Genomic DNA, 12,719 nt, shown 5'->3' on the forward strand with positions numbered 1-12,719 from the left:
CGGCGGCACCCGATCACGCGTCGGTATCCGATCGCGTGCCATACGCCCCGGCGGCCGTTGGTTTCGCCGTCCGTCGCTCCCGGTTCGCTCCGTCCTCGAGCGGCGGGCGGGGTCTGCGCGCGTCCCGTCGATCCGCATATTCTGCCCCCATTTGAAAACCCGCCATTAGCCGGATTTTGGCCGTAGCGTCCTCACACCGTGGGAACAGACGGGGATCGGTTAAAGATGAGAGGGACAAGGGCATCGTGTATGCTACTGAAACGCTCCGCCACACGAGGTGGTCGACGATGAGTCTCTCGCGTCGCGATTTCCTGGCGGCCGCCGGGACGGGGACGGTCGGTGCCCTGCTCGGGTCCGCGTGGGGAGCGACCCAATCGGTCGACACCATCATGCAGGTCGACAACCCCCTCAAGTCCTATCCGAACCGGGACTGGGAGGAGGTCTATCACGACATCTACTCGTACGACAGGGTCGACTGGACGGTCTGCCACCCCAACTGTACGCAGTCGTGTGCGCTAAACTTCTACATGAAAAACGGCGTGCCGATCCGCGCCGAGCAGATCTACCACGAAGAGGAAGGAAGCCCCGGTCCGGGGAGCCCCGGCGGCTACGAGGAAGCGGGCGTCAGCCGCCACTGGAACCCCCGCGGTTGCATGAAGGGGTTGACACTCCACCGCCGGACGTTCGAGCCCAGCCGGATCAAGTACCCGATGGTCCGCAAAGGGTGGAGCCCCGACGACCCCAACCCCGAGGGCCGCGGCGAAGACGAGTTCGAGCGCGTCTCCTGGGACGAGGCGATCGACCTGATCGCCGAGAAGATGGCGAGTCTGGAGGACGAGAAGCGGTTCCACATCTTCAACGCCATCAAGGCCGACGGGCTGATCACCCGTCACGGAGCCGGGCGGCGGCTCGCTTCGGTTTTCGGCGGCTGCGAGTGGACGGAATACGACTGGTACGCCGACCTGCCGCCGGGCCACGTCATCACGACCGGCTACCAGACCAGCGACGCCGACGCGTCGGCCTGGCGGGCCGCCGACTACACGATCATGCAGGGGAAGAACCTGATCCACAACAAGCTCGCGGACAACCACTTCCTCCAGGAGACCCGCGAGCGCGGCGGCAAGATGGTCGGCGTCTACCCCGACTACTCGCCGACGGTCCAGAAGTGCGACCGCTGGCTGCCCGTCCGCCCGGGCAGCGACCCCGCGTTCGCACTGGGCGTGGCTCACGTCATCATCGACGAGGAGCTGTACGACGAGGCGTTCATGCGGAAGTTCACGACCCTGCCGCTGTTGATCCGGCAGGACGACGGGAAGTACCTCCGCGCCCACGAGGTCTTCGAGGACCACGAGCCGCCCGCCGAGGACAGCGAACAGCGCCACGAGGAGAACGACTGGGGCGACTTCGTCGCCCTCGACGAGAACGGCGATCCCGTCCCCGTCACCCGCGAGGAGGTCGGCGAGGAGACGCCCGCGACCCCCCAACTCGAGGTCGACACCGAACTCGAGTTGGCAAGCGGCGAGTCGGTCGGCGTCCACACCGACTTCGTCCGGCAGAAGTCGAACATCCTCGAGAACTACGATCCGGAGACGGTCGAAGACATCACGACGATTCCGGCCGACGCGCTCCGGAAGACTGCCCGTGAGTTCGCCGACGCCGAGAAGGCCCAGTGGTTCACCGGCGAAGGGATCAACCACTGGTTCCACTCGAACGACTCGCTTCAGCGGACGATCTTCTTCGTCCAGTCGATGCTGGGCAACATCGGCGAGCGGGGGGCCGGCTACTACAACTACTCCGGTCAGTACAAGATCGAACTCCTGGACGGCTACCCCTCCTACGTCAACCCCGACGGCAACGCGGCCCATGGGATGTACCCCGGCTACGCGTTCGCGTTCTTCGGCGGCGAGCAACTGGACGCCCACGAGATTCGCGGCGACTTCGACCGCGAACTCGACCTCGTGCCACAGGGCGACGCCGAGGAGCCGGTGATGCCGACCAACGCCGAGTCGTACACGATGTCGAAGCCCACGATCCTGTGGACGATGAACTGCAACCTCCTGAACCAGACCAAACATCAGGAGCACGTCATCGAGAATTTCGTCAAACACCCCGACACGAGCAACGAGCTTTCGATCGTCTCGGACATGCACATGACCTACTCCGCGCGCCACGCGGACATCGTGCTCCCGGTCCCCTCCTGGCTCGAGTGTGAGTACCCCGACATCACAGTCGGGCCGGAGAACCCGTTCATCCACATGGACCACGGGGTCATGGACCCGCTCTACGATACGAAACAGGACGGCGAGGCCATCGCGCTCGTCGCCGAAAAGTTAGACGAGAAGATCCCGCCCGAGGAGCGCAACGTCGACTCCTACCGAGCGTACTTCGACAAGTTCCTCGACGACGACGAGGACGTCCGCGACTACATCCAGCAGACGCTGGACGCGGGGATGACGACCCGCGACATCGACGTCGAGGATATCGAGGACGGCCCCGAACGGCTCCAACTGAAGACGTACCCACGGATTCCCTTCTACTCTCAGATCAACGAGGACCGGCCGTTCTACACCAAGACCGGCCGCATGGAGTTCCACAAGGAGGAAGATCGGTTCCTCGAGCTGGGCCGGGCCGATCTGGACCACATCGAGAGCCCCGAGGGGACGCCCTACGGGGTGAACAAGAAGTGGGACGAGGCGAAAGACGAGGAGAACCCGCTGTATCACGACGAGGAGTACCAGTTCTACTACAACACGCCGCATCCCAAGTATCGGACCCACTCGTCGTGGGGGATGACCGACTGGAACCTGATCTGGTCGTCGCGGGACTTCGGGTCGACCAACGCCGATCCCGAGGGGACCGAGCGGCTGGTCGAGGACTTCTCGTTCCCGCAAGGCGAGGGCGAGACGGAGGAGGTGCCGCCGCTCGGCGAGGCGTTCGTCGAGATGCATCCCGAAGACGCCGCGGACATCGACGTCGAAAACGGCGACTACGTCCGGATCACCGGCAAGCGTGGCGACCTCGTCGTGCGCGTGATGGTCAGTGAACGCCAGCGGCCGCGCTCGGCCGGCGACATGGGCCAACTGACCCTCTGGCACGGCTGGTGGCCCCAGCAGTTCCCCGACGACGAGGAGCAAGGGGACGGCGTCAAGGGGTACAACGTCACGACGAACATCTGGCTCGACCCGGCCCAGGAGACCGACGACCTCGTCCACAAGTCCGTCTTCGGCGATCCGAACATCTCCGAGCACGTCGAGGACGACATCGTCTGGCAGGGGGCCGAACTCGAGCACGGCTACGAAGAGACCGTCTGGGCACCGACCGGCACGAACCGGGACGACCTCGTGGAAGTCGAGAAGTACGAGGAGGCCGACTGGTGGCCGGGCGACGCACGGAAGGACGAGTTAGTGCAGGACTACATCGGCGGTTCGTTGCAGGGAGGTGACAGCTGATGCCGGAAACGTACAACCCACAACTCGGACGCGAGCACAGCTACCCCTACGAGCACCAGGCGGAGGAACGCGACTGGCACTGGGGGATGATCATCAATATCAACCGGTGTATCAACTGCAACACCTGTTCGTTCGCCTGCAAGTCCACCTGGACGAGCGGGGAAGGAGAGGAGTACATGTGGTGGATGAACGTCGAGACCGAGCCCTACGGCGGCTATCCGATGGGCTGGGACATGCGGTTGCTCGACGACCTGGGGAAAGACGAGACGATCTTCGAGGCCGCCGAGGAGGGCGAGCGAGTCAAAGGCTACGTCGCCCAGAAGGAAGAGTGGGAGTACCCCGCGCTGGGCGACGACCAGGTCCACGGCGAGTACCCCACCGGGGACGTCGTCGAGAGCGACCTCGAGAACGACGAGTACCACGACATGTGGCAGTTCTACCTGCCGCGGCTCTGTAACCACTGCAAGAATCCCGCCTGTCTAGCCGCGTGTCCGCGGAAGGCGATCTACAAGCGCGAGGAGGACGGGATCGTCTTGCTCGACCAGGAGCGGTGTCGCGGCTACCGCAAGTGCGTGAAGTCGTGTCCGTACCACAAGCCGATGTACAACCCCGAGACGGGCGTCTCGGAGAAGCCGGTCGGCTGCTTCCCGCGCATCGAGGAGGGCAACGTTCCGCGGTGTGTTTCCTCCTGTATCGGGAAGACGCGTCTGCACGGCAACATCAATCGCGGCCCCGACGCCGGCCACCCCGGCGGGAACGCGTCCGCGGCGGCCGGTCGGAGCCCGGTCAACTACCTCGCGAAGAGCGACGAGAAGATCGCGCTCCCGCTGTACCCGCAGTTCGGCACCCGGCCGCAGGTGTTCTACATGCCGCCGTACCACGTGCCGCCGGAGTTCCTCACCCAGATGTTCACGCCGAACACCGACGAGAAGCGCAACGACTGGCCCGGCGACACGTTCGAGGAATCGATCAAGATCGTCCAGGACCGCGTCCGGAACCCGAGCCACCACACGCTCGGTATCCTCCAACTGTTCGGCGCGACCACCCGCCTCATCGAGACCTACACCGTCAAAGAACACCGCGTGAAGGGGTGGGACCGCAAGGGGAACAAGGTCGTCGACATGCCTTTCGAGGAAGAGATGGAGGTCCGCGAGGGCGAGATGTGGACCAATCAGCCCTAACAGACCAATGACACCGAACGCCACACCAGAGTCCGAATACCACGCCGCGCGGGCCACGCTGTACTGTGCCGCCGCTGCGGTGTTTACCTACCCGACCGACGAGACCGTCCGCGAACTGCTCGACCCCGAGGCCCGCGAGGGAATCGAGCGCGCCGCCGAGCGACTCACTGTCGCCGAGGAGGCAACGGCACTGCTCGAGGCGCTCGCTGAGACCCCCGTCGAGGACCTCGAGTCGGCCTACAACCGCCTGTTCGGCCTCCCGAGCGACGACGGCACGTACGCCGTGATCCCCTACGAGGCCCACTACACGACCCGCGACGAGATCAGCAGCGAGCAACGCCGGATCGCGACCGTCGTCGGGCTGATGGAGGAGTTCGGCCTCGAGCCCAGCGACGAGTTCGCCGAGCGTCAGGATCACGTCGCCGCCGAACTCGAGTTGGCGCAGGTGCTCGCCGGCCAGCGGGCCGTCGCGCTCGAATCCGGCGAGTCGGCCGCCGCCGAGCGCGTCGGCCAGGCCGAGGCGACGGTGCTCGCGGAACACCTCGTCGAGTTCGTGCCGGCGTTCGCCCACGACCTGCGCCGGGCGACGGACGAGGACGCGTACGTCGCCGCGGCGAACCTCGTCGAGGCGCTGGTGAGCTACGACAACGGGAAACATCCAGATCCGACCGTCTCGGCGGACACCGCGAACGGAGGTGAAGCCCCGTGAGCTCGCAGTCCATCGAGATCGGGTCAGTTTCGATCGACCGCAACGCGGCGCGTCGCGCGACGAAGTTGGCCGTGATCGTACTGTGCCTGATGATGGTGCTCCAGGTCGCGGTGGTCGCCGTCCTTACGGTCGGCCCGCAGCCGCTGCGCTCCGTCAACGAGGTGCCCGCAGAGCCGGACGCCGCGGCGTGGGACGACGCGCCGACCGAGACGGTGTCGCTGGATCCACAACAGATGGCGCTGCCGTACGGTGGCGGGAGCGTCGACGAGGTGACGGTTCAGGCGGTGACCAACGACACGCACGTCGCCTTCCGCATGGAGTGGGAGGACCCGACCGCGGACACGGAGATCAACGAGCCAAACGCCTACAGCGACGCCGCAGCGATCATGCTCCGTAGCGGGAGCCAGCCGCCGGTCGCCATGGGTGCCAGCGGCGACCCGGTCAACATCTGGTACTGGCGCTCGAGCTGGCAGCACTCGGAGTCCGATCCCGGCGGCGACATGTACTCGTACCCGCACCCGGACAACGAGACGAAGCCGGGGCAGGCGGCCGGCAACCCGCTCTCGAAGTCGAGCTACAACCGGTACGCACAGAACTACTACGCGACCGGCTACGGCTCGCTGACCAACGCGGAGACCCAGCCCGTCGCGGCAAACGGCGAGCGGACCGACGACGGCTGGGCGGTCGTGTTCCAGCGCGAGCACGATGCCAGTGGCCAGTACGACGCCGCGTTCGAGGACGGCGAACAGATGTACCTCACGTACGCCATCTGGGACGGCGACGCGGACGAAGTCAACGGCGAGAAGTCGCTGTCGTACCAGTTCCTCACCCTTGATACCGACGACGGGACGCTCAGCGCGGCCGATTCCGACGACGGAGGCGGCAACGAAACGGACGGTACCGACGGCGGTGCCGTGGCCGGTGTCACCGACTCGGCGCTCTGGCTGGTCGGGGCCGCGACGAACTGGCCCGCGCTCCTCGCTCTCGCGACGGTCACGGCGTGGCTCGTCAGCTACTGGAGGCTCCGAGAATGACCGACTACGCGAACCGAAGTGCCCGCGGCCGGGCACCCGACGACGACGAGGCATCGCTCCGATCGCGACTCGAGTCCGATCGCGAACGCGACCGACGACGCGGGGCGCTCGGGCTGGTCGACCTGGCCGACGAGGGTGGACTGGCACCGGCGACGGTCGCGGGACTCGCCGAGGTGACGCTCGAGGACGAGGTGGCGGACGTGAGACAGTTCGCCGTCGAAGCGCTCGGGCTCGCCGCGAGCGCCGCCGACTCGGACGCGGCCGCCGAGGCGATCCGGGCGGCGCTGGCCGACGACCACGAGTGGGTCCGCGCGGAGGCCGTCGTCGCGCAATCGCGGGCCGAACCCGGGAACGAGGAGCCGCTTCGCGGGGCTCTCGAGGACGACAGCGGCTGGGTGCGGCGCAACGCCGTCATCGCCCTCTCGAAGACCGGAGCGGCCTCACAGGAGCTGTTGATCGAACGGATCAAGAACGACCCCCACTCCGGCGTCCGGGAGTACGCGGCCGACTACCTCCGCGAGTACGCCGACGAGGTCGAAGCGGCGGTCCGAATCCTCGCGGCCGTCCTGGCCCGGGATCCGGAGGCGTTCGTCCGGGCGAAGGCCGCGACCAGCCTCGGCGATCTCGGCACCGACCGCGCCGAGGCGGTCCTCGAGCGCCACGGCCTGAACGACCGCAGCGACGACGTGCGCCGGTCGGCCAAACGGGCGCTCGCGACGGCCCGCGGCGTCGACCCCGAGCAGATCGACGCCGGACTGGACGGCGACGCTGCGCCCGGCGGCGGACCGGGGTCGCAACGGGAACGGCGACGGCAGGACCCCGGGCCGAGTCAGGGGCCGGCCGGCTCGATCGACGGACTCACACAGGGACAGCGTGATCGACGATGACATACGAACTCGACAGCACACCGACGGCCGACGGATCACAGGCGCGAGACGAATCGCACGCGGATCACGACCACGACGAGTCGGACGCGGGCTGTACGACCGAACACAGCGCTGCAGGCTCGAGTCTGGAGGAGTCGCTGGGCGTGACAATCCCCGACGACCACGTGGGTGCGTTCGTCGCGCAAGCGTTCGAGGACGTCGAGCGCTCGACGGAGTGGCCCGAGGCCGTCGACGCCGTCGTCGCCGACGATGCCCGCGACGCCTGGCGGTCGCTCTCGACGCGTAAGCAGGTCGTCGAACTGCTGACGATCGCCGACGAGTTCGACGAGCAAGCGACCGCGTTGCTCGAGGAGATCCCCCTCGATCGGGGCGGACTCGACGACGACCGACGCGAACGGTTCGAGGAGGCAAAGCGGCTGCGCCGCAACGCGGATATCCTCCGTGACGGGATCGCGGCGGGCTACGCCGAGGGCCGAGTAAGCGACGACGAATTAGTCGCCGCCGTCGAGGCCTTCGAGTTCGATACCGCGGCGATCGCCGAGCGCGAAGACGCGTTGGACGCCGTCGCTAACGCGTACGACCTCGAGTTCCGACCCTACGGCGGGACCCTGATGACCGAGCGCGAACCCGACGACGACGCCGAAGAATTCGAGGCCTGGTAACATGGCGAAACACGACATCGTTCCGGACGACGTACCGACCGACGGCCTCGCGGAGCGCGTTCGGGACGGCCTGCGCGCCGTCGAGGACCCCGATCTGGGGAGCGACGTGCTCGAGTCCGGGCTGGTGACCGACGTCTCGGTCGACGAGCGGGTCGTGCGGATCGGCGCGGATCTCACCGGGCTCGACGACCCGACCGCGGAGGACGTCACCGAGGCGCTCCGCCGACGGGCGCTTTCGACGCCCGGCGTCGAGCGGGCGACGATCGAGGGCGAGACGCCCGACGCGGGTGCGGACGACGCGATCGACGGGCCGGCCGGCGTCGACACCGTGATCGCCGTCGCCAGCGCCAAAGGCGGCGTCGGCAAGACGACGGTCTCGACCCAACTCGCCCGCGCGCTGGCCGCCGATCCCGACCGCGACGTCGGCATCTTCGACGCCGACCTCTACGGGCCGAACGTGCCGGAGTTGCTGGATCTCGAGGGGCCGGTCTCGGCCAACGCCGCGGGGGACGCCGAGCCGATCGATGCCGGCGACCTTACCGCGATGAGCGTCGGCCTGATCGCGAACGACGAGCCGCTGGCCTGGCGGGGCGCGATGGCCCACGAAGCCGTCAGCGAACTGTTCGAGGACACCGCCTGGGGCGATCTGGACACGCTGGTCGTCGACCTGCCGCCGGGGACCGGCGACATCGTCCTGACGGCGCTGCAGTCGCTTCCGATCGACGGTGCGGTACTGGTCAGTACGCCCCATCCCACGAGCGTCGGGGACACGTCCCGCAGCGCCACGCTGTTCGAGGAAAACGGCGTCCCGCTGCTGGGCACGGTCGTCAACATGCGCGGATTCACCTGCGACTGTGGCCGCGAACACGACCTCTTCCCGGACACCGACGTCGAGGCCGCACTCGACCAGCCGGTGCTGTGTGACCTTCCGTTCGACGAACGGGTCCGTGACTTCGGCGACGACGTGCCGCCGGAGGCGCTCGAGTTGGCCGACGCCGTCCGCGAGCGACTCGCGGCAGTCGGCGACCTCTCGGTGCCCGACCACGCCCTCGACCTGCGCGGGCTGCCGAAACCGATCCGCCACGAGCAGGCCACCGCGGAGTTCCGTGCGACCGAGCCCGGCGAGACGTTCTACCTGCTCAACGACCACGATCCCTCGCCGCTCGCCGCGGAACTCGTCGGGGCGGTCGGTCGCGAGGGACCGCCCGGTGACGCCTTCGAGGAGTACGCAGTCCGCAGACGGGCACCCGACGAGTGGGTCCTGGCCGTCACACGATAGCCGGGCCGTGAGTCGACCGGGGGCGGCGACGCGGGATGCCGCGATCAGCACGCCGCGACGCGCCATCCGAACGGGTCTTCCCCGCGAACCGACGATGGACACGTATGAGTCAGGACGCGAGGCTGCGAGCCGTCTGTCTGGCGGGACCGAGCGACGCCGGCAAAACGTCGCTCGTCGAGGAACTGGTGGAGCGACTGGCCACCGATGGCCGCGTCGCGACCGTCAAGTCGATCCATCACGACATCGAGATCGATACGCCGGGCAGCGACACCCACCGTCACCGGACCGCGGGTGCCGAAACCGTCGTCGGTATCACGCCGACGTTGACCTTCGATATCACGACGCGGGGCAAGCGGGACCCGCCCGAACCCGACGGCGACGCGCTCTTCGAGTCCGACGATCCGGAGGGACGGGCGCTCGCGAGCACGCTCGAGCGCCTCGCCCGACGCGGGTACGACACCGTCCTGGTCGAAGGATTCGCCGAGTCGCCGCTGCCGACGATCCTCGTCGGGACTCGAGCGCCGGCCGCCGTCGGCGGCCCGATCGTCGGACGCGGCGAAGACCCGGTCGAGGACCTCGTCGAAACGATCCGCTCGCTCGACGGACTCGAGGGAGTGACCGATGACCGGTCGAGCGACGATCCGGACGACTGAACCGATCGACCGGCGGGAGACGACACTGGCGAAGCGACGGCCGGGGACGTCGATGTCCGTCGGGAGCAACCATTCCCGGTTGTATTCCCACAATATAGGAACCGAAACCAGTTGTATTTGTGCGCTTACTCCAACGGGACGTATGCACAGTCGCGACGGCCGCGTCGGGTCCGGCCCGCGGAGCCGACGGCGCGTCCTCGCCGCGACCGGCGGACTCGCGGCGGGACTGGTTGGGGTTGCGGGCTGTCTCGGCAGTACTGACGGCGTTCGGGTGCTCGCCGCCGGCAGTCTGGCCGCCGCCTTCGAGAACGGCGTCGGCCCGGCGTTCGAGTCCGCGTCCGGACTGCGGTACGAGGGCGAGTACTACGGGACCAACGCCGTGATGCGGCTGGTCGAAGACGGGACGAAGTATCCGGACGTGGTGATCGGTGCCGACGCCGAACTCCTGCGGGAGCGCCTCTATCCCGACCACGCCGACTGGGACGCCGAGTTCGCGGCCAACGAAGTCGTGATCGCCTACGCGCCCGAGACGGGCCTCGGTTCGCGGCTCGCGGCCGGCGAGCCGTGGTACGAGGTCTTCGCGGCCGCCGCCGAGGACGCGATCGCGATCAGCGACCCGGACCTCGATCCGCTGGGCTACCGGGCGCTCCTCCTGTTCGAACTCGCCGAACGCGAACACGGGCTCGCGGGCTTTCGCGACGCGATGGCCGGAAAAGTCGCCCGCGTCGCCGACGAGCCCCAACTGCTCGCCGGCCTCGAGAACGGCGACCGGGCGTGTGCGGTCGCCTACAGCAACATGGCGGCCGAGCGCGATGTCGCCGTCCGGCGGTTGGACGATGCCTACAACTTCGGCGATGCCGCGTTCGCTGACCGATACGCGCGGGCGAGCTACACCACCGACGGCGGCCACACGGTCGAGGGGACGCCGGTCGTCTACAACGCGACGGTGCGCTCCGACGCCGACGCCCCGGCTGCGGGCCGCGAGTTCGTCTCCTTTCTGCTCGAGAACGGTGCGCTACTGGCCGAGCACGGTCTGCGGGTCGACGATTCGCTGCCCCGGTTTCACGGGGACCCCCCGGAGGCGATCGAGCCGTGAGTCACACGGACCGTGACCGGACCGACGTACCGGAGCGAGACGGGGACGCGGCAGGAGCCGATGCGGACCCCCGGTATCGCGCGGGCCGCGAGTGGCTTCCGAGCGGGCTCGCCGTCCCGGCGCTGCTCGGTGCGCTGTTGCTCGCCTACTTCGTCGTTCCGTTCGCGGTCTTTCTGCTCCGCATGCGGGACGTGGCCGTCGTTGCCGGGCTCGCGGACCCGGCGGTTCGGGACGCGATCGGGACCTCGCTGCTGACGGCACCGATCTCGACGGCCATCGCGACCGTCCTCGGCGTACCGCTGGCGTACGTCCTCTCGCGGGCGTCCTTTCGCGGCAAGCGGCTGGTCGAAGCACTCGTTTTGCTCCCGCTGGTCGTCCCCCCGATCGTCGGCGGCGTGATGCTCCTGACCGTCGTCGGTCGATACACGCCGATCGGTGCGGCCGCCGCGGCCGTCGGACTGCCGTTGACCGGGAGCCGCGCCGGCGTCGTCCTCGCCCAGACGTTCGTCGCCGCCCCGTTTCTCGTCGTCACCGCCCGCGCGGGCTTCGACGGCGTCGATCCTCGGCTCGAGGAGGCCGCGCGGACGATGGGGTACGGCCGCCTCCGGACGGTGCGACTGGTCTCGCTACCGCTGGCGCGCAACGCCATCGCCGCCGGGATCGTGCTGACGTTCGTCCGGGCGCTCGGCGAGTTCGGCGCGACGATGATGGTCGCGTACACCCCCCGAACCATGCCGACCCAGATCCGCGTCTCGTTTATCGCCCGCGGGATCGACGCGATCGTGCCGATCGCGCTCGCCCTGCTCGCCGTCGCCGTGATCGTCGTCGTCGCCGTCCAGTTGCTGGTCGGAACCCCACGCCGCCGCTGAACCGCCGCGTTCACGACGGTGTCACACGACCGGACTCGAACCGATCAGAACGCGTGTAATTCGCGCTAACCGGCTCTAAGTGGTTTGGAAGTGAGATTATGGACATCGTCGTTCAATCAGCGGGTGAGACTCATGACATCCATCGCAGACATCGAAATTCCGGCCGACGGAACCGGGACCGGCGAACTGTTCGAGGCCGTCCCCTCGCTCACGTGTGAAATGGAACGGGTGATCGCCTCGAGCGGCCACGGACTCTGGCTGTCGGGCCCCTCACAGCCGGAGATCGAATCGGCCCTCGACGAGGCCTCGGCGATCGGCACCTACGCCCAGATCAGCAGCGACGAGGACCGCTGGCTCTACGACATCGAGTTCGAACCCGACACCGTCGACCCGTTCGAGTTCACCCTCGAGGAGAACGGCACGGTGCTGAGCGCCTCGGCGTCGAACGGCACGTGGCTGCTCAGCGTCCGCGTGGTCGACCGCGAGAGCGTCAGTTCGCTGTACGATCGGCTCGACGACAACGACGTCACGCCGACGATCATCCGCCTGTTCGACCTCGCCGAGGAGAGCCACTCCCAGTGTGGCCTGACGGCCCGCCAGTACGAGACGCTGGTCGCAGCGATCGATCACGGCTACTTCGAGATCCCCCGCGAAGTCTCGATGCAGGAACTCTCCGAGGAACTGGATATCTCCCATCAGGCGCTCTCCGAGCGGCTGCGCCGCGCCTACCGCGCGCTGGTTACCGCCGAACTCAACGTGACCGAGGAGGACACCGCCGCCCCGCCGATCCCCTCGAACTGACTCCGTTCCGACCCCGTCGTCCCGCCCGACGGCCGACTCGGTGCTTGTGTACACCGCTCGAGCGAGCGCGAACGGTCCCGCGCGGGTCGTCGCTCGAGC

The 12,719-nt window shown here is 67.9% G+C and carries 11 protein-coding genes; all 11 read left to right on the plus strand.

What is annotated here, in order from left to right:
• Window positions 1-287 precede the first annotated feature (287 nt).
• The 11 genes from ALTAJ2_RS06000 (at window position 288) to ALTAJ2_RS06050 (ending at window position 12,620) form a co-directional block, all read left to right on the plus strand.
• Window positions 288-3,449: a molybdopterin-containing oxidoreductase family protein gene (locus tag ALTAJ2_RS06000; protein ID WP_007108332.1), complete on the plus strand. Its 3,162-nt coding sequence runs from the start codon at window positions 288-290 to the stop codon at window positions 3,447-3,449.
• A complete protein-coding gene (locus ALTAJ2_RS06005) occupies window positions 3,449-4,630 on the plus strand; it encodes a 4Fe-4S dicluster domain-containing protein (RefSeq protein ID WP_007108333.1) in 1,182 nt (393 codons plus the stop codon). The genes ALTAJ2_RS06000 and ALTAJ2_RS06005 overlap by 1 nt, the downstream gene beginning before the upstream one ends.
• 7 nt (window positions 4,631-4,637) lie before the next feature.
• The gene (locus tag ALTAJ2_RS06010; protein WP_007108334.1) at window positions 4,638-5,339 is read left to right on the plus strand and encodes a TorD/DmsD family molecular chaperone; all 702 of its coding nucleotides are present in this window, start codon (window positions 4,638-4,640) and stop codon (window positions 5,337-5,339) included.
• Window positions 5,336-6,373 (plus strand): ethylbenzene dehydrogenase-related protein, encoded by a 1,038-nt coding sequence (locus tag ALTAJ2_RS06015; protein WP_007108335.1) that lies wholly within the window; start codon window positions 5,336-5,338, stop codon window positions 6,371-6,373. Before ALTAJ2_RS06010 ends, ALTAJ2_RS06015 begins: the two co-directional genes overlap by 4 nt.
• On the plus strand, window positions 6,370-7,260 hold the full coding sequence (locus ALTAJ2_RS06020; RefSeq protein WP_007108336.1) for a HEAT repeat domain-containing protein: 891 nt from the start codon (window positions 6,370-6,372) through the stop codon (window positions 7,258-7,260). Before ALTAJ2_RS06015 ends, ALTAJ2_RS06020 begins: the two co-directional genes overlap by 4 nt.
• Window positions 7,257-7,922, plus strand: coding sequence for a hypothetical protein (locus tag ALTAJ2_RS06025; protein ID WP_007108337.1), 666 nt, complete (start codon window positions 7,257-7,259; stop codon window positions 7,920-7,922). Before ALTAJ2_RS06020 ends, ALTAJ2_RS06025 begins: the two co-directional genes overlap by 4 nt.
• Before the next feature lies 1 nt (window position 7,923).
• Complete coding sequence (locus tag ALTAJ2_RS06030; protein WP_007108338.1) at window positions 7,924-9,201, plus strand: P-loop NTPase; 1,278 nt, start codon at window positions 7,924-7,926, stop codon at window positions 9,199-9,201.
• A 104-nt stretch (window positions 9,202-9,305) separates the two neighbouring features.
• Entirely contained in the window at window positions 9,306-9,854 is a 549-nt protein-coding gene (mobB, locus tag ALTAJ2_RS06035; RefSeq protein WP_007108339.1) for a molybdopterin-guanine dinucleotide biosynthesis protein B, read from the plus strand.
• Window positions 9,855-9,996: 142 nt separating this feature from the next.
• Window positions 9,997-10,950 carry an extracellular solute-binding protein gene (locus tag ALTAJ2_RS06040; protein ID WP_007108340.1) on the plus strand — a complete coding sequence of 318 codons (954 nt, stop codon included), beginning with the start codon at window positions 9,997-9,999 and terminating at the stop codon, window positions 10,948-10,950.
• Window positions 10,947-11,819: an ABC transporter permease gene (locus tag ALTAJ2_RS06045; RefSeq protein ID WP_007108341.1), complete on the plus strand. Its 873-nt coding sequence runs from the start codon at window positions 10,947-10,949 to the stop codon at window positions 11,817-11,819. The genes ALTAJ2_RS06040 and ALTAJ2_RS06045 overlap by 4 nt, the downstream gene beginning before the upstream one ends.
• A gap of 132 nt (window positions 11,820-11,951) precedes the next feature.
• On the plus strand, window positions 11,952-12,620 hold the full coding sequence (locus ALTAJ2_RS06050) for a helix-turn-helix domain-containing protein (RefSeq protein WP_007108342.1): 669 nt from the start codon (window positions 11,952-11,954) through the stop codon (window positions 12,618-12,620).
• Window positions 12,621-12,719: the final 99 nt, after the last annotated feature.

Origin of the sequence: Natrinema altunense, from assembly GCF_000731985.1 — an archaeon.
GTDB lineage: Archaea > Halobacteriota > Halobacteria > Halobacteriales > Natrialbaceae > Natrinema > Natrinema altunense.

Excerpts from the sequence above, each read along its gene's own strand:
- ALTAJ2_RS06000 (WP_007108332.1), top strand. The coding sequence starts at position 288 with ATGAGTCTCTCGCGTCGCGATTTCCTGGCGGCCGCCGGGACGGGGACG.
- ALTAJ2_RS06005 (WP_007108333.1), top strand. The coding sequence starts at position 3,449 with ATGCCGGAAACGTACAACCCACAACTCGGACGCGAGCACAGCTACCCC.
- ALTAJ2_RS06010 (WP_007108334.1), top strand. The coding sequence starts at position 4,638 with ATGACACCGAACGCCACACCAGAGTCCGAATACCACGCCGCGCGGGCC.
- ALTAJ2_RS06020 (WP_007108336.1), top strand. The coding sequence starts at position 6,370 with ATGACCGACTACGCGAACCGAAGTGCCCGCGGCCGGGCACCCGACGAC.
- ALTAJ2_RS06025 (WP_007108337.1), top strand. The coding sequence starts at position 7,257 with ATGACATACGAACTCGACAGCACACCGACGGCCGACGGATCACAGGCG.
- ALTAJ2_RS06030 (WP_007108338.1), top strand. The coding sequence starts at position 7,924 with ATGGCGAAACACGACATCGTTCCGGACGACGTACCGACCGACGGCCTC.
- mobB (WP_007108339.1), top strand. The coding sequence starts at position 9,306 with ATGAGTCAGGACGCGAGGCTGCGAGCCGTCTGTCTGGCGGGACCGAGC.
- ALTAJ2_RS06040 (WP_007108340.1), top strand. The coding sequence starts at position 9,997 with ATGCACAGTCGCGACGGCCGCGTCGGGTCCGGCCCGCGGAGCCGACGG.
- ALTAJ2_RS06050 (WP_007108342.1), top strand. The coding sequence starts at position 11,952 with ATGACATCCATCGCAGACATCGAAATTCCGGCCGACGGAACCGGGACC.